15 protein-coding genes are annotated in these 18,241 nt (G+C 40.6%); 12 read left to right on the top strand and 3 right to left on the bottom strand.

Annotated features, from left to right (window positions below):
• Positions 1–232: 232 nt before the first annotated feature.
• Positions 233–2,743, bottom strand: coding sequence for a hypothetical protein (locus ABFC98_03215; GenBank protein MEN6445037.1), 2,511 nt, complete (start codon positions 2,741–2,743; stop codon positions 233–235).
• Positions 2,744–3,118: 375 nt separating this feature from the next.
• Here ABFC98_03215 and ABFC98_03210 point away from each other — a divergent pair, with 375 nt between their 5' ends.
• The 9 genes from ABFC98_03210 to dtd all read left to right on the top strand — a co-directional run bounded on the left by ABFC98_03210 (position 3,119) and on the right by dtd (position 10,565).
• Positions 3,119–3,301, top strand: a complete 183-nt coding sequence (locus ABFC98_03210; protein MEN6445036.1) for a hypothetical protein — start codon at positions 3,119–3,121, stop codon at positions 3,299–3,301.
• 66 nt (positions 3,302–3,367) lie between these two features.
• The gene (locus tag ABFC98_03205; GenBank protein ID MEN6445035.1) at positions 3,368–4,405 is read left to right on the top strand and encodes a rod shape-determining protein; all 1,038 of its coding nucleotides are present in this window, start codon (positions 3,368–3,370) and stop codon (positions 4,403–4,405) included.
• 58 nt (positions 4,406–4,463) lie between these two features.
• Entirely contained in the window at positions 4,464–5,234 is a 771-nt protein-coding gene (gene mreC / locus ABFC98_03200) for a rod shape-determining protein MreC (GenBank protein ID MEN6445034.1), read from the top strand.
• Complete coding sequence (locus ABFC98_03195) at positions 5,221–5,913, top strand: coenzyme F420-0:L-glutamate ligase (GenBank protein MEN6445033.1); 693 nt, start codon at positions 5,221–5,223, stop codon at positions 5,911–5,913. Before mreC ends, ABFC98_03195 begins: the two co-directional genes overlap by 14 nt.
• A complete protein-coding gene (gene mreD / locus ABFC98_03190; protein MEN6445032.1) occupies positions 5,913–6,407 on the top strand; it encodes a rod shape-determining protein MreD in 495 nt (164 codons plus the stop codon). The genes ABFC98_03195 and mreD overlap by 1 nt, the downstream gene beginning before the upstream one ends.
• Positions 6,400–8,313: a penicillin-binding protein 2 gene (gene mrdA / locus ABFC98_03185; GenBank protein MEN6445031.1), complete on the top strand. Its 1,914-nt coding sequence runs from the start codon at positions 6,400–6,402 to the stop codon at positions 8,311–8,313. Before mreD ends, mrdA begins: the two co-directional genes overlap by 8 nt.
• Positions 8,303–9,523: a rod shape-determining protein RodA gene (gene rodA / locus ABFC98_03180; protein MEN6445030.1), complete on the top strand. Its 1,221-nt coding sequence runs from the start codon at positions 8,303–8,305 to the stop codon at positions 9,521–9,523. The genes mrdA and rodA overlap by 11 nt, the downstream gene beginning before the upstream one ends.
• Positions 9,520–10,128 (top strand): hypothetical protein, encoded by a 609-nt coding sequence (locus ABFC98_03175; protein MEN6445029.1) that lies wholly within the window; start codon positions 9,520–9,522, stop codon positions 10,126–10,128. Before rodA ends, ABFC98_03175 begins: the two co-directional genes overlap by 4 nt.
• The gene (dtd, locus tag ABFC98_03170) at positions 10,128–10,565 is read left to right on the top strand and encodes a D-aminoacyl-tRNA deacylase (protein MEN6445028.1); all 438 of its coding nucleotides are present in this window, start codon (positions 10,128–10,130) and stop codon (positions 10,563–10,565) included. The genes ABFC98_03175 and dtd overlap by 1 nt, the downstream gene beginning before the upstream one ends.
• A 444-nt stretch (positions 10,566–11,009) precedes the next feature.
• Here the strand turns inward: dtd and ABFC98_03165 are convergent, their stop codons facing one another.
• Together ABFC98_03165 and ABFC98_03160 are read right to left on the bottom strand one after the other, a co-directional pair.
• Positions 11,010–12,206, bottom strand: a complete 1,197-nt coding sequence (locus tag ABFC98_03165; GenBank protein ID MEN6445027.1) for a hypothetical protein — start codon at positions 12,204–12,206, stop codon at positions 11,010–11,012.
• 8 nt (positions 12,207–12,214) lie between these two features.
• Positions 12,215–13,222, bottom strand: a complete 1,008-nt coding sequence (locus ABFC98_03160; GenBank protein ID MEN6445026.1) for a hypothetical protein — start codon at positions 13,220–13,222, stop codon at positions 12,215–12,217.
• 648 nt (positions 13,223–13,870) lie between these two features.
• On the opposite strand from ABFC98_03160, the gene ltrA reads away from it, so the two are divergent.
• The 3 genes from ltrA to ABFC98_03145 form a co-directional block, all read left to right on the top strand.
• Positions 13,871–15,187 (top strand): group II intron reverse transcriptase/maturase, encoded by a 1,317-nt coding sequence (gene ltrA / locus ABFC98_03155; protein ID MEN6445025.1) that lies wholly within the window; start codon positions 13,871–13,873, stop codon positions 15,185–15,187.
• A gap of 293 nt (positions 15,188–15,480) precedes the next feature.
• Positions 15,481–17,553 carry a VWA domain-containing protein gene (locus ABFC98_03150; protein ID MEN6445024.1) on the top strand — a complete coding sequence of 691 codons (2,073 nt, stop codon included), beginning with the start codon at positions 15,481–15,483 and terminating at the stop codon, positions 17,551–17,553.
• Between the two features lie 498 nt (positions 17,554–18,051).
• On the top strand, positions 18,052–18,241 hold a 190-nt coding region (locus ABFC98_03145; GenBank protein ID MEN6445023.1), incomplete at its 3' end, for a hypothetical protein.

The raw sequence follows: 18,241 nt of genomic DNA, 5'->3' as shown, positions 1-18,241 counted from the left end.
TCAACCACAACAAACAAACTATCAAGCTTTCACAGAATTGATTGGGAACTATATAACTCGGTTGTCAGGGGAACGACGAGGACGTCGTTCTTCCTTTAACTTGTTCTCTCACAGATAACACAGATTTACTTATTAACTACCACCAAAATAACTTTGAACTTCTGCACTTCCGCACTTTGCACTCCTGCACTTTGAACTTTGAACTTTGAACTCCCACACTCCCGCACTTTACTCATTTCACTGCCGTTATCTGAGAATTTTTCCCCCACTGACAATCGGTTTCATTTAAGTTTACTTTTCCCCCTTTGTATATTTGGATTTGGACATTGTCACCAATTTCTGTTTTGCCCAGAATGTTCAGTTTGGCATCTTTTTTAACCACAATTTTGCTGTTATCTTTAATAATCAATTTACAACCGGGGTTTACCGTCACAGTGGCATTTTTTTCCAAAACCAAATCGCCTTCCAAGACCGCCAGATAGTTCAGTTCGTTTTTACCTGTTACTTTTTTAGGTAAAGTAGCGCACATTTGCAAGAGGCGTCCATCACCGGGCTCAATACTAATTTTGGGACATTTATCATCCGAGTAGAAAACGCCTTTATCGAAGGGGTCATATAGGGCAACATATTTTCCCAGAATATTTTGGGCGTGGTCATCAAGAGAGAATTTCACCGTTTGAGGAGGGGCAGTTAAATAAGCATCATCCAATTTATCAGGATGCACATATATCAAGCTATCGCATTTAGTAGGGTTATTTTCCATCGATATATATTCGGTGCGGCGATTGACCATTATGAAATAAGGATATTTATCGGCTGCTTTAAAAAGTCCGCATTGCACATAGCCATCATAGAGATCAACTCCATTTTGCACCAATTTTTGAGGTAGAACTTCCACTGACTTTATCAGCATCGCTTCCAGTTTGGCAGGGTTTTGATAGCCATTTGTTTGAATAACATCCGTGTCAATCCATTCTTTGGGGTTCATATAATCAGCATACGCCAGGATTTTTTCATTTGCCTCTTTCAGACCTTCCCAACCAGCGCGGAAAGTTAATTCTCCTGAGGGAGCCACATCTATGGTGGTAAATTCTTGATAGCTCAATTTTAAAGCTGTGGCATCCAGTATTTTGTTATTGATTCTATAGGTTAAAATACCATCTGCTCCATAACAAAAAGGTAAAAGTTGAAAACATTTTTGCATATATTTGGGCGGACGCAACAATGCCCAAAAACCTGTTTCCGGGCTTGTATAAACCCATTCACCGTAGGACTGGGGACAGGGCATATATTTTGCGCCGGTTTTCATACAGAGTTCTTTATAGTATTTATATGGTTCCAACATATCATAATAAAGGCGTCTTTGGATTCCTCTTCTTTCTTCCGGGTTATTCCATTGAATCCAACCCCAAAGAGGATAAATATCGAAAGAGATGATTTCGGGATTAACTTCGCGGGCATATAATCCAATATGGTCATACATCTTATCATCTGGTTTCGTTACATATTTCCTATGCAAAATGGAACAGGTGAATAATGAAGAACTACCAGTTAAATGTTTTATATCTTTAAAAATATCATCTTGGATCCGTTTATAAGAACTGAATTGACCTTGAGTGGGCTCATCGGTAAGATAGAAATATTTAATGTTATCATATCTTTCCGCAAAGTCATAAACTCTTTTGCGGACTGCTCTAATCAGTTCAGTATCTGTTTTCTGGCGTCTATTCATCGTATCTTCAAATTCCACATAGTCCAGCTCCAAAGTCCCTTTTCCATTCCAGTATATTTGAGGATTCAGATTGCTAAGTAAATATTTCCAACTATTGCCTCCTCCCAAAAGACCAGCATTGTATATATCTTGCAAAGCAACCTTAAGAGTTATTTCTTTATGAGGCCAAATAATGTTGCCTTTTTCATCTTTAGAGATAAGAGGTAGCTTATTATATTGGTTCACCGTTAGTTTACTGGTTAAACCGGATTCGGAAGACAAAGTGTTTAAATGTGAAACTTTATGTTCATTTTTAGCATTATCAAAACCGTTAAAAGAGAATTGCATCAATTCTGCATTTGGATCCGTAGGGATATTTGAACATTTAAAAGCCAGCGTTATAAATAAAGTATCGTTTACCGAGGGATTCGCTTTAAAATTTTGCGCCCATTCTCTTTGGATAAAGCGGAATTCATTACCGATTAAATAATTTGTAGAGCCCTTATCCTGCCAGCGAAATTCCAGTTTATTAAAAGCATAGCCAGGTTGGCCATCATTTAGCTGCAAAAGATATTTACCGGAAGCAAGTTCATTGTAAACCTGCTTGCCAGTCGTGAAGGAATTATTGTAAAAATATTTATCATCCAAAAGATTCTCTTTGAAAGTAGAATCATATTCTGCCTCAAAACGCCAATAATTGGCAATGGAAAACGCTTCAATTCCATATTCAGGATTTTTACTATCTGGGTTAAATGCCATATCATAATGCAAAACATCCAGCCCACGCTCATCCATCGCTTTAAAAAGAAGGTCTGTTTTCTTAGGAAAATCACCCGGCATAACGGTTATTACGGAAGCATTGAATTTAGCCGCCTGAATTGAATCCAGCAAAGTATAATACCAGCCAGGCATATTTGGATAACACCTTAAGAGAGTATAATTTGCCAAAAGATATTTATCCGAATGCTTAGCAGAGAGTGAACCGAGCATTAAAATCAGAAATGCTACGACAAGACAGGAACTTTTTTTCATTTTTACCTTCCTTAAAATAATCTTATTTAACGGTTTTTCAAACTAATTCTACATAAAATCCTTCTTTCCATAATAAATAACTCTGTCAAGCAATATCCTCTTTTTTCTCTAACTTTGCCCTCTTATATGCCAGTAACATATCCGTAGCGATCCAGTAATGTCGCTACGGCAGTGTAAGGTGAATGTTACTGTGGCGTTACAGAATCGACTGTGCAACAAATAGTTATCTCTATGCGAAGGAATAGCTTTCTGATTGAAATTGCCATAACAGAAAAATTGTGCCCATTATTGTTGCCGATAACGCAAAAGCGGTTTCTCTTTCCTAAAAATGGTTATCTTTGCATAGCAGAACTTTAGCTACATAAACCAATCAATTTGAGAGATAAAGCAAGGGAAAAAGGAAGGCGAGATTATTCTGCCCAAAATAACGAGCCGAACATCTTCCTGATTTTGTTTATGCTAAATGCCAGACGCCATTTTGGAGCTACCAAATCGGCAGGAAAAATTGGTAACTGTCGTTTTTACTTGACACAGCAGGATAAAATAAAAATAGGGTAAAATAAGCAAAAAATAGTAAATGTTAAATTTAAGCTGCCTTGTCCGCAGATAATAGAGAGGTTTTTGATGTCCATATTTGACTTTTTTGGAATGATGGCTAATGATATAGCAATTGACTTGGGAACTGCCAATACTTTGGTTTATAAAAAAAATGGCGGAATCGTGATCAATGAGCCCTCCGTCGTTGCTGTATCTAATGATAATAAAAAAATTATCGCCATTGGAACCCCCGCGAAACTGATGCTGGGAAAAAATCCCGATGAGGTGCGCGTTATTAAACCCCTTAAAGATGGTGTAATTGCCGATTTTCAAGTAACGGAATTGATGTTACGTAATCTGATTTTAAGAGCGCAAAAAAAGCGTCTTTTAGTGCGTCCTCGGGTAATTGTTTGTGTTCCTTCCGGAATTACGGAAGTGGAAAAAAGAGCTGTGCGCGATAGTGCCCTGCATGCTGGCTCGCGCGAAGTGCATTTAATTTCGGAACCTATTGCAGCTGCCATAGGAGCTGATTTGCCAATTGACATGGCTTGCGGAAATATGATTATGGATATTGGAGGAGGAACCAGTGAAATTGCCGTTATTTCTCTCTCCCATATTGTTGTGCATAATTCCATTCGCGTGGGTGGTGACCAAATTGATACGGATATAATAAATTATTTACGCAAGAAAAATAACTTGCTGGTAGGTCCGCAAACCGCAGAAAAAATCAAGATGGGAATTGGCAGCGCCTATCCTCTAAAACAGGAACTGTCAATGGATGTGCGCGGAAGAGACATTGTGTCTGGCTATCCGGTAACGATAAAAATAACCTCGGAAGAAATACGCGAAGCAATTTCGGAAACGATTGCTTCCATTATAGATGCGATCAAACGCCTTTTTGAAAGAACGGTGGCAGAACTTTCTGCTGATATAGCTGAACGGGGTATTTTCTTAACCGGTGGTGGCGCTCTTCTTAAAGGTCTGGATGAAAAGATTCGTAAAACGGTGGATTTACCCGTGCATGTAGTTCCCGATCCTTTAGAATGCGTAGTAAAAGGGGCGGGAAAAGTTTTGGATGATGTGGAAAGATTTCGTCAAGTGCTGATTAAAAGAATTGAGGATTGAATCGGAATTTGAACCTTTCCCATAAACTGATAATACCCTTATCTAATAGGGATATATGATGTTTAAGAAGAATTTGGTTCCCCTTGTCTTGATTGTGATTTCGCTGTTTATGCTTATAGGCAGTAAAGAAAACCGCGTTAAAAAAGCCGGTTGGATGGGAAATACGGTATTTTTCCCGTTCGTTAAGTCGTTGAAAGTAATGGAGACAACCAAGGAACTGAAGCAAGAGGTCTTTTCGTTGCGTAAACAATTGGCGGAAACAACATTAGCGAAATTGGAATTGCAAAATAAATTAAAACAATATACTGGCGCTTCTTCCATTACTTACGATGTGGGTGAAGTTGAATTAATGCAAGCGGAAGTAATTGGCATAGCGGGTCAATATCAAGAACTTAATTTGATTGTGGACAAAGGATTTGGTTCTGGAATCAAAATGGACGATCCGGTTATATCTGCCAATGGCATTGTAGGTAAAATAATTCAAGTGGCTGCAGATCATTCAATTGTGCTTCCTTTTTCCAATCCTCGTTTTCAATTGCCGGTTATGGATGCCAGAACTTCCGTTCAAGGTATTTTACAGTCCGATATTAGTGGAACTGTTTCGATGAATTTAATCAAGCTCGGTTCCGATATTGCAGTGGGGGATACAATTGTAACTTCCAATCTTTCACGACTTTATCCCAAGTCCTATCCAGTCGGGGTCATAAATCGGATTCGGGAATCACAAGATAACTTATTTATTAGTGCCGATATTATGCCCTTTACTCTGGTGGAAAATTTGGAACATTTATTTATTCTGAAAAAGGCAGAGAAAAATGAGTCACAGTAAACAAAATGAACCGTTAATCAGGATAGGTAATGTGCAATTTGCACGCATTCCTGTCAAAACCAAAATTATTTCTCCCCAAGATGACATTGCTGATTTAATCGCAGAATTTGCCTTGCCGTTAATGCAACCGGGTGATATTTTAACTATCAGTGAAAGTCCTTTGGCGATTACTCAGGGAAGGGCAATTCCTGTGGCGGAAATTAAGGTGTCCCTGTTGGCGAAAATCCTTAGTCGTTTTGTAGCCAAAGTCCCTTATGGCATTGGTTTAGGAGCTCCAACCAGTATGCAATGTGCCATTGAAGAAACAGGTGTTCCCAGAATTCTTTTGGCAGCTTTTATGGGAGCCGTAGGCAAACTTTTTAAGCGGAAAGGAGATTTTTATAAAGTGGCTGGAATGCAGGCAGCTTTAATTGACGCAGCAACAACTTCTCCTGTTCCGCCCTATACGGATACAGTTATCAAAGGACCTCTAAATCCACAACAAATATGTGAGGACTTGCACGCTAAATTTGGCTATGAATTTGCCGTGATGGATATCAATGATATTGGCGGTTGCTGGATGATTGGCAGCAGCAAAGGCGTCAGCAAACACTTTATCGAAAAAGTAATGAAAGATAATCCTCAAGGTCAGGGAGATGAACTGACCCCATTTTGCATTGTGCGTAGAGTAAATGACTGATGGTTTGGAAAGGAATTTGGAGCTATATTCTCGGTTTTTTCTTCTTGTATCTTCAAATTTTGGTGATGCCCGCTTTAGCTGTTTTTGGTGTAATACCCAATATTCTTTTGCCCTGGCTGATTTATATTGTCTGGACGCGTCAGCGTAATTTTGCCGTAATTCTGGTTTTTATCATCGGAATGATGTTCGATACTGTTAATCCGATGACTTTTGGCTTTTATGCTTTTATTTTTTTGCTGTTGGCTGTGGCCATAGATGAATTTCGCAAGCCATTTGAGCCCGAAAGCTTTGTAGCCAAAATGCTTACCATTGGTATTGCCAATTTATTATTTTCCCTAATCCAGCTAATTATTTATGGGGTTACTTTTAGTTTTGCGGCACCGCTTCCGGCAAAGGCATTGATTGGTTTTGGCTATAATGTTATCCTTTCGATGGCGGTTTTTTGGAGTATGCAACTTTTAAGCAAAATCCGCTTAACGATCAATAATGATTAAGAACCAAACAACTGTAACCTTTTCCATCGTTTTGGCAATTTTGTTTTTATTGCTTGGTGGTTGGTTATTTCGCTTACAGGTTATTGAAGGGGCAAAATATCAACGCATAGCGGAAAGTAACTTTGTTCGCATCCGCAGAATAACTGCCACCCGCGGAGAAATTTACGACCATAAATACAGAACTATAGTGCAAAATGTACCTTCCCACAATCTATATTTAACCAGTGGTAAAATAACTAACTTACCTGCGTTGAGCAAATTTTTGGAAGCAAATTTTGGCATACCTGCAAATGAACTAAAAGAACTTGTTTTCCAACAACGCTTCAAGACCTACGAAGAAATTTTACTGGCAGATAATATTCCTTACGAAACAACGCTGATTTTAAGCGAAGAACTGAATTATTTTCCGGAACTCTCTTTTCGCATTGGCTCCACTCGCAATTATTTATATCCCAATCACTTCACTGGTTATGTGGGAAGAATTAATGAGCAGGAATATGAGCTCTATCAAAATGAGGACTATTCTCTCAACAGTTATATTGGTAAAACAGGTCTGGAACGCTTTTATGAAGTTCTTTTAAGAGGAAAAGACGGCAGGGAAATTGTGCAGGTTGATTCGCGGGGACGCAGTTTACAGCTCTTTGAAGAAGGAGGGAACATTGAACCCCTCAATGGACTCTCTCTTGTTTTAACCATAGATAATGATTTGCAGGATTTTGTTTCCGGAATTTTCCCCCCCGGAATGAACGGCGCCATTATTGTTAGTGATGTTCGCAGTGGAGGAATTCTTGCTTATGTGAGTAAGCCAGATTTTGATCCCAATCTCTTTATGCAAAAAATTACACCCGAGACCTGGGATTTTTTGAATCGGGAAGAAAAGCCAATGATGGATAGAATCATTTATGGAACTTATCCACCGGGATCCGTTTTTAAACCAATTACAGCAGGAATTGGTTTAGACAAAGGTTTGATAACTCCAGACACGCATTTGGCTTTTTGTACCGGTGGACTTAAAATTGGTAACCGCTTTTTCCGTTGTTGGTATAGTAGTGGACATGGCAGTAATAATGTGATTGATGCCTTAAAGCTTTCTTGCGACACTTTTTTTTACGATCTTTCCTTAAAAATCAATCTAAATGATTTTTACAATTATGTGCGCAATTCTTTTCTCTTTGGAAGAACGGGAATTGATTTACCCAATGAGAGACAGGGCTTTTTTCCCACCGCGGATTGGTATAGAAAGACCTATGGCAAAAAAGAAGGCATTATTGGTCATAAAGTAAATTTAGCCATTGGCCAGGGAGAAGTGCTTACTACACCTTTACAGTTAAATGCTTTTTACGGAGCCATTGCCAATAACGGTTTATGGACTCAGCCCCATTTATTGAAACAAACAGTGGGCAGAGGACGCTTAACTCGCGAACAGGTTATGCCCTTAGCAAAAAAGAAATTACCGATGAAACCGGAAACCCTGAAAACCATTCAACAGGGTTTATGGTCTGTAGTTAATGCCCCAGGAGGCACAGGCGCCAATGCAAAAATTACTGGAGCCACGGTTTATGGTAAAACTGGTTCCGCGGAAAATGTTATGGGCAGAAAAACGCATGCCTGGTTTTGTGGCTATCTGGTAACCAATAAACCAGAGATTGTAGTAACCGTTTTTCTGGAAAATGCAGGGGGAGGAGGAGCTATGGCAGCTCCTTTAACGGCTAAAATTTTTAATTATTATCTGGGTAATCTGGAAAACATCAAAAAAGTTACTCCTTTGCCTCCCCAATTGGGAACGGCAGAAAATGTGGAAGCGGCAGAATCGGAAGCGGGGCTGGAAGAAAATGAATTAAACACTTCTGAAACGGAAACTGAACCTGTTTCCACTACCCCTGTGGAAGGCAATAATGTTCATTAACCGTAAAAAGTTCGATTTTGTCCTCTTTACGCTTTTATTGTTGCTGATAATTTTGGGTTGCATTATAATTTATAGTGCTTCTACAACTGTAATTGCGGGTCATTCACAAACTAAAAACACTTGGTGGAGACAAATTGTCTTTGCGATTTTATCTATCTTGGCTATTTTAGCATTGTTACGCCTTCCGATGCCAATTTTTGACCTATTGATTTTACCACTGTTTATTTTGAATATGTTGGCGCTTATTTTAGTGTTGTTTACGCCTGCTGTAAATGGATCACATCGTTGGTTTACTTTGGGTGGAATAAATCTTCAGCCCTCTGAAAGTGCCAAATTACTAACTATTTTAATGGTGGCGCGCCTCATTGCCAAAGAAAATTTAAACGAATACCAGCAAATTCTTTACGGTTCTTTATTAACTTTGCTGCCTACTTTGTTGATTGTTATAGAGCCCGATTTTGGAACCACGCTTGTTTTTTGGGCAGCGTTGATTGCAATGTTGATTGCTGCTGATGTTCCGTTGTTTTTTATTTTACTATGTATCAGTCCCATTGTAAGCATAATCAGTTCTCTTTGGTTACCCGCCATACCAATCTGGATAATTATTTTAGTCGTTTTACTTTTGCGCTCACATTTATCTTGGGTGGCTATAACGGTGGCGGGGATTATCAATGTTTTCATTGCTTTGATCACACCGGTTTTTTGGATGGGCTTGAAGGATTATCAACAGAACCGAATTTTAACTTTTTTAGACCCTACGCGAGATCCTTTAGGTGCCGGTTATCAGATTATTCAAGCAAAAATTGCCATTGGCAGTGGTTCTTTTTTTGGCAAGGGCTGGCTGAAAGGAACTCAGAAAAATATGAATTTTTTGCCGGAGCATCACACGGATTTCATCTTTTCCGTGATTGGCGAAGAATTCGGTTTTTGGGGTTCTATGCTTTTACTGTTGTTATTTGTAGCATTTTTTAGTCGTCTTATCTATAATTTGGGAGAATTGAAAGTGCGTGAAAGAAAAGTTGCCACGGCGGGTATTTTGGTTTATCTTATGTTTCAGACCTTTATAAATATTGGGATGAATATTGGTTTAGTTCCGGCAACTGGAATTCCTTTGCCTTTTATCAGTTACGGCGGTTCAAATTTATTGATTAATTCTCTTGCCGTCGGTGTTGTGCTAAAATATTTAAATGAAAGAGGGTTTATGAAATGAGGTATCGTTTCTTTGTTCTTGTCCTATTGGCAGTAATGCTTATTTTGGTTAGTTCTTGTTCGGTGATCACTACTCTCAGTTTTACGGAAAGGGACATCAAGGATAGCCCCAATCTGGTTCAGAATAATAGTTTCAGTCCTTATTCCACCATTGGGGAAGAGGCATTGAAGAGTTGGATGGTTATTCTTAATCCCCAGGATAATTTGGGCAGTCCAGTTAATATAGACCCGGAGAATGCTTTGGAAGGAAAGACCTCTTTGCGGATTGATGCTTCCAATAAATCTGTATTAATTTTAAGTGAGCCCTTTAATGTCCGGCGTTATGGAGGATATTACTTAAGGTGTTATTTTAAAACCAATTGTCCCAATCCACCGCGTCCCCAACTGCGATTTATTGTCTTTAAAGAAAATGGCAAAATAGTAAACCATTTCAAAATCAAATCCAATGTAAACAATGACTGGCAACGCTCCACCATCAGCGCCGGCTTTATCAAACCCGGTGCCAAATTTGGACGCCTGGGCATTTATATTCCTCCTTTTAAAGAGGGCTCAATTTGGATAGATGATACCGGCTGCTTTGAAGTTCACGGTTTTAAAATTGACTGATGCGCATTACTTTACAAAGAGTTAGCAAGGCAATTTGCTATGTGGACAATAAAATAACCGGCCAAATTGAAACCGGACTGCTAATATTTGTTGGTTTCTGCGCTTCCGACACTTTTCAGATTTTACCTTTGGCTGTGCGTAAATGCTTGGAACTGCGTATATTTGAAGGTGAAAACGGCAAATTTGATAAAAATATTGCAGATGTTCAGGGCTCGGTTTTGGTGATTTCTCAATTTACCCTGTATGCCGATTGTAAAAGAGGACGCAGACCAGATTTTAGCCAAGCCGCCACACCCCCAAAAGCAAAAGAACTTTATGATGAATTCGTGGCTTTGTTGAAAGAATCAGACCTGAATGTTCAAACTGGTATTTTTGGGGCTAAAATGCAAGTGGAATTAATCAATGAGGGCCCAGTTACAATCAACCTGGAATTGTAAAAGGGAGACCTCTCACAGACCTCACAGATTGCACGGATAACACAGAGAAAATGAGTTCTTATTAGAATTCGGATTATTTTAAGTGTAGCCGGAGCTCGCTGTAGCTCCGCAAAAAGTGTAGCCGGAGCTTGCTGTAGCTCCGCAAAAAGTGTAACCGGAGCTTGCCGTAGCTCCGCAAAAAGTGTAGCCGGAGCTCGCTGAAGCTCCGCAAAATAAAAAGAATTTTTCCTGGCGGAGGAACGACGTCCTCCGACTACACTTTTCATAGTTGGGTTAAAATGAAATAAATAAAATAGTTACAGCTTGTTCCTTGCTTGCTTCTCTTATGCCTCTCCTCTTCCACTCCTCCTCCACTCATCGTTAAGGAGGGGTGGAAGATAGGTGGAGGAGGGGTGGCTGGTAAGGGATATGTTAACTTTATGATATTAAAGAAGATACATCTCCTCATTTATGTGAGCGAGACAAAGCGGGCAAACTATTGCGTAAGTCCCTCTGTGCTTTCACATTAAAAAATCCCTTTGCTGCTATAGGAAGAGTTATAAAATTGCCATCTACCGTGTAAACAGTGCCTTCTGTTTGGTATGGGTCTGTTTTTTGCGTAACCAGATAGCGGTCTGCTCCAATAATGCTATCCCAGCTTAAGTTCAAATTGGTTCCATTGATAGTTAGAACAACATTATTGGGACTAAAATCAGCGGTAAAAAATTTGTATTCAGGCATACTTTTCTGACCACGGGCATTGGTGGAATACATAACGAGCTGATATTCACCATCCTGTTGTAAATGCACAATGCTTGCTTCCAAAGCTACCGTAATATCCGTTGCCGGATTGGTAAGTGCATAAGTATAAATATCTTCGGGATTGGCTCCGTTACCGGAAAAATACCAGCAGACACTATTTATAACGGGCTGAGAATAGGAAGACAGATAGAGGAATTTATACTGATTCAAACTCCAGTAGCCGGCATTATTTTTCACTCGGACACCCAGCAAATGCATTCCAGGTGGAACATTTTCATCAGTAAGCTCAAAATTAAACAGGTATGAATTTTCTTCCCTCATACGGGAATAAACAGGAATTCCATTACCCTGCCCCGGATCATTATCCACAAACATTTCTGCATAAGAAATGGGGCTAATGCCGGAGGCACCCTTAAAAACTACTTTGGAACAATTAGGACTCCAAAAACCCTTGGCATCCTGACAGCGCACAAACAAAAAATGCAAGCCGTTGGAAAGACCATTAGTAGAAATTGATTCCGTGCACAAGATATCCGAACTTCCGGTAAAAGCCAATGCGGTGCCCAAATGATAACCGGGATCAGTATCGTAATAATATTCCAGATAAGTAATCGGAGCATTCAAGGAGGACTGCTTTAAAATAAATTTACTGTTCAATATACTCCATTTTCCGTCTTCATCTTTGGTGCGGAGAAATAATATATGTAAGCCGTCTGATACATTTTGCAAGTTAACATCAAGAGCGGTATTGATATCTGCAGCCGGAGTAATAGGAACCTGAGTTGCCAATCCCCAGCCCGGATCCGTATCAAAATAATATTCTACCTGAGTGATGTTTACACTCCCCAAAAACAGAAAACCGGCAAAACAAAGGCAGAAACACAATAAAATGCGTTTCATTTTCCACCTCAATTGTTGGAACGAGCTTTTATCTGAACAGGAATTACAAACCCAGTTGCAGGAGCAGTAAATTCATAAATGGTAGGAATGGCAGGAATTCCTGATAAACGGTAGGGTTCTAAACCGCCAAAAATTCCGCAATCCTGTCCACTGATGCCTGCTCCAATTGCCGGAGAATTAGGACAAAGCTGATAATAACCATCCTGAGAACCAGTTGCTACATAAATTTCACCCGGAACATCATACAAATTTCCTTCTCCTGTGATAGATGCATCATATTGCCAATTCCAGTTATTCATAGCACGGAAGACATTATGATGAAAAGAAGTATTGGCATTATAACTAAAAACCCATCCCCAATAAGAATCATCAAAGATACACTTAAATATACAGTTGTAAACATCTGCATTATTGAAATAGCAGGTTCCTTCCACGATATTATTGGCAAAAACTCCACTGGCATTAACAGTTGACTGAAAACTACAACCAACTTGTGCACCTGGAATATAGTTATTGGCAATCAGATAATTAGCCCCGTCAACATATATCTCTGTCTGATACGGCTGAGGATTAGAAAAATAGTTCTGGAGAACAATACAATTAGAACTATATATAGATAGTAGATCTATACAATTGCGTTGGACCACTACATTAGAGGTATTGACATTTAAATTGGTTATTGTCATTCCGCTAATTAATGAACCGCTGGAACCGACATCAAATAATATACCGTTAACTGTGGCAGGAGTAAGATTATTTTGCAGACCGGGATTTTGATTCAGAAAATAGCCCGGCCCAATAATCGTTAATGGACGAGTTATAGTTACATCACTGTATAAAGTAGGTGCTCCATAAATATACAAAGTATCATAATCGGCTACATTTGGTGAGGCACAAGCAACATCTAAATTGTTAAAATTTGCAGCCATTCCAGGAATGTTATTTACATTCCAGACGGTGGAAAAGATTGCACTTACCAGAAGTGCTAAGACGAGAGTAAATAATGTCTTTTTCATAATAGTAACTCCTACTATAAGATTTTGTTTTAGGATTTTCTTATTATGAAAATGTCAAGTATTTTTTTATCTGGTTGTAAATTTAGCCCTAAGATAAATCAGAATATAGACCCTCACTGAAAACTTCAAATTTCATCACCAAAACTTCAAATGTCCAAGTCCGATGATGGTCTGATTTGTGATTCAGTTTACTAATAACATCCTTATCAACAAGTTATTAGTTACTATGTCAACACAGATCATATTCCATTAATGTCCAAGTGCTGCTTAAACACAGCCATATTTGAAGTTTTGGTGATAAAAAAAGTGTCCACACCGCAGGAATGCCCAAGTCCAAACAAGTTTCCGAGCCTCCAGTATCAAGGTGAAGACTAAGACCCGGAAATGGCACAGCGGGTGGAACTGCTGTCTCCCTCTGGGAAGACCTGAGCGGTTGAACGACGTAAAGAATGTAAGCCGGTTCAGGAGCTGTCATGTGGTTGGAGACGGAATGGTCAGGAAGGTCTGCAATGTAAAGCAGGGAGACCTGCCGGAGGACATGAGAGTCCGGCAGGAGTCAGAGTGCTCATATTAGCGATGATACTTGGGACAACATAACCCAAGAGGAGCAAAGGGGCACAGGAAAACAGATTTTGGAAAGGAATACAAATGGAAGAACAACGAACGTCAGTGCCTGAAAAGGCTAAGCAAGTACGAGAAATCCCAGCCCATTGGGGATGGGTGGAACCATTGGTATGGACTTACAAAATGCTGGCAGCCCTCGAAAGAGGAGTCAAAGGTGGAAAGTGGTTCAGTCTGATCGACAAGGTATGGTATCTGCCCAACCTCGAATCAGCCTGGAAGAAGGTGGCAGCCAATCGTGGAAGTGCTGGTATCGATAATGTAAGTATCAAGCACTATCGCAGGCATGCTGCAGAACGTCTTAATCGAACCTCCGAACTGCTGAAGCAGGACAAATATCAACCAGCAGGCGTCAAGCGTGTATGGATTGATAAAGCAGGCAGTAAGGATAAACGTCCTCTGGGAATACCGACGGTTACCGACAGAATAGTACAAACAGCACTACGCAACGTCATTGAGCCAATCTTTGAGGTGGAATTCTGCCAATACAGCTATGGCTTTCGTCCCAACAGATCATGTAAGGATGCCCTCAGAAGAGTCGATGGACTACTGAAAGACAACTACAGGTATGTGGTCGATGCCGATATCAAGGGATACTTTGATAATATCCCTCAAGATAAGCTGATGAAGATTGTGGAAGAAAAGATAGCTGACAGCCGAATCCTGGCTCTGCTATACCAATATCTCAAACAAAAGGTAATCGACACTGCGGCAAGCTGGACGCCGGAAGCAGGTACTCCGCAAGGAGCGGTAATCTGTCCCTTATTGGCAAACATTTATCTCAATCCGCTGGACTGGCTGATGTTGCTGCAAGGGTTTGAAATGACCAGATATGCGGACGACTTTGTGGTTATGTGCAAAACAGAGAAAGAGGCAGAAGCGGCTTTGGAAACGATCCGAACCTGGACAACGGAAGCGGGGCTCACCCTGCACCCAACCAAGACCAAGATCGTAGATACCGAGACAGACATCTTTGAGTTTCTGGGCTACAAGTTCAAGAAAAGGATGAAATTCCCTACAGACAAGAGTATCCAGAAGTTCAGAGACAATATCAGAAAACATACCAAGCGCTGCAATGCCCACAGCCTCCAAACCATCATCGACAGGATAACACCTATCCAACGGGGATGGTTTGAATACTTCAAGCACGCCCACAAGAATACCTTCCCAGATCAAGACGGATGGACAAGACGCAGACTGCGCAGCATTCTCAAGAAACACGAGAAACGCAAAGGAATTGCCACCGCAGGCAACGACAACCTCAGATATCCCAATTCCATCTTCGATAAACATGGGTTTTTCTCAATGGTCAGAGCCCATGCAGAATTATGCCAGCCTCTTTAATGAGCAACCTGTTTTCTGGAGAGCCGTATGCGGGAAAACCGCACGTACGGTTCGGAGGGAGGGGAGCCAGCAATGGAGCACTCCCCTACCCCTATCCTAGTAAGATCGTCGGATATTCCCGGGTGCCGGGCATGCCAAAGGTTATCATGCAGCTTACCACAAAAACTAAATTACAATATGTAGATATTGAAATGAATATATTATTCTAATAATGGAATAAAAATTGCTTTATAATTAAATGATATTTATGAACAGTATTTAAGGAACAAGTCCAGATTCCAAGGGAGGAGAAAATGAAGAAGATAGGCTTGTCTTGCTTGTTTATTGTTGCAGTGTTTCTGCTAAACGCTGCCGGAGTAGTGCTGAACAGTAATAGTACCCAGTATCAGCTTGCGCACCTTGATTCATGCGCTTATGATGTGAATGTAACCAACCAGGTTGCTGAGGTGAAGGTAACGGAGACATTTACAAACCTGAATAACTACCTGCTTTATCCGAGATATTACTTTCCCATACCTCGTGGAGCCAGTGCCACAAAGCTGCGCTGGAATTATGGCCAGCAGTGGAATGAGGCCTCCATCAGCGGTTTACCACCCAATCCCCAGGGAGGGCCCAGTACTTTTCCGGATGACTATAGAGTCTATATGCAGCTCATGCCATTGGTTTTTGATTTGCCTGATTCACTGCATTACAATGAAGATGTTACAGTGGAGCTTACCTATGTGCAGTTGCTGAGCTATAACTTTGGCAGCGTAACCCTGAACCTTAAAAATGACTATCGGCGCATTCAGACGGATCCGGTTTACAGTCAGAGCCTCAATATAGATGTAACTTCCGATAAACAGATATTGAATTTTGAGGTGCTGGATATCATTGCCCAGGTTTCACACACCGATAACACTGCCCATGGCAGCTATCACATAAATAATGCTGTTGCAGTTAATAACTACCGGTGTGTGCTGCAGCTATCTACCAGTGTAATGTCTTCCTGGGGGCTAAGTACCAAGCTGGATGAAGCACCGGATGAAGGTGCGCCCGGGTTCTTCCTCTACTCGATGGAAGAGAATACCATCCCGGCGGATACAGTCTTTGCGGCAAGACTGAATATCGTGATCGACGTTTCGGGAAGCATGTCCTTCGAGAACAGGCTGGTGAATGCCAAGGCTGCTGCCTGCTATGTAATCAACCATTTGCAGCCGAATGACATGTTTAATGTGATACTATTCGATCATGTGGTACGGCCTTTGTGGGGAAGTCTTCGAGAAAGAACCTTGAACAACATTAGTGAAGCTATATCCTACATAAATAACTACACCATGCCCAGTTTGAATGGCACCAACCTGCATGACGCATTAGATCGTGCCATTTGCCAGTTTTTGATAGTGCCGGATGGGGTAAGAAACTGCATACTCTTGCTTTCCGACGGACAGCCTACGGTTGGCGTAACAGATCCTTACCAGATAATAACCAACATCGATAACCGAATCAATAATAACCATACCGATCCAATCATCCATTGCTTTGGAGTGGGATCGGAAGTACATTACCAGCTCCTCTCAGCGCTTGCCCAGAACCACCATGGTGCGGCTGTGTTTTTGGAGAGCTCGGAAATTGTGAATACCATCACTACCTTCTATGATGAGATGCGTAATCCCATATTGGGCAATCCTGAGCTGTCGATAACTCCGGCAGGTTCTGTTACGGAAGTATTGCCTTATCCGTTCCCGTCTGTTTATGGCGGGATGCAGTATCGCCTGGTGGGACGTTACACCACACCGCAGACGGTGAATGTGTCAGTAAGCGGATTGCATGAAGGGATTTATCATGATTTCAATTACGATTATGACATGGTGAATGCGCCTGACTCCATAAACAGTTTTATTCCCAAAGTGTGGGCTGCCGCAAAGATAGATCAACTGGTGGTGGAGTACTATTCCCTTTATCCCACTTCTCCAGAAGCCATTACCCTAAGGCAAGAGATTATCGACCTTAGTATTGATTTTGGAGTGTTGTGCATATTCACAAGTTTCACTCCTGATCCGCCCAATGAAGTACACGACGAAACTGAGACGGTTCCACCCACTGCCATAAGGCTGCTATCCAATATCCCCAATCCTTTCAATCCCACCACCACCATCCGCTTTGAGGTGTTGGAAGACCTGCACGAAGATGCAGAGCTGAGGATATACAACCTGAAGGGACAATTGGTATGCGTAAAAAAGATAAGCGTGAATGGCAAAGGGATTTATGAAACCCAGTGGGATGGAACTGATCTACATGGCACGAAAGTGGGCAGCGATGTGTATGTATACCGCATAAGCTATGGCAAGTACCTGGTAACAGCCAAAATGACAATGATGAAATAGTAATATCGTATAAGGCACAGTACTGAAATATATTCATTATCGTAGTATTTGGGATATCGGGATAATAAGTGTCGCCCATTAGGGCGTAGGAATGGTGTATGTTCAAATAAGCCCCCAATGGGGGCGAAAGGTGCATAGCGAGGGTGCGTAAGCCCCTCGTCGATAAGGTAATTCATAATGATAGCCCTTTATGGGCGACACCCTTTCAAAAACACACGGATCCCCCCAAAATTATTTTAGCCATTTTTTCAATTTTTGAACCAACTGTGCATTCAACCCATTATATCGTTAATGCTTAAATATCAGGTAGTTATGCAATTCAGTAAAACCCTATAAATAAGTTATTCGTTTGCATTATAATGTCTTATGTATATTAGTTTCTATATCTTTATAATATATTAAATACTTAGATTGTGATTTTGTCACTTTTATTCTTGGCAAAAGGGGTAGCTCCTAAACAAGTGAATTAAAATTAAACTATAAGGAGTTACCCCAGCCATGTTTACAGAACTACAAAAAATTGCTCAAGAAAACTTGCAAGAAAAACTTTATGATTGGTTGGATCAATTTTCAGCGTTTCTCACTAAACCGGAATTTAACAATGTATGTTCCCTTTGTTTAGGCATTCTCAAAAGTAAATCGGTTATCATCAACCGCATAGCTCAAAAGCTTAATGAAGCGATTTCCT

Origin of the sequence: Candidatus Cloacimonas sp. (assembly GCA_039680785.1) — a bacterium.
Taxonomy (GTDB): domain Bacteria; phylum Cloacimonadota; class Cloacimonadia; order Cloacimonadales; family Cloacimonadaceae; genus Cloacimonas.
The sequence above is the reverse complement of the archived record's forward strand: the minus strand, read 5'-3'. Positions and strand labels throughout refer to the sequence as shown.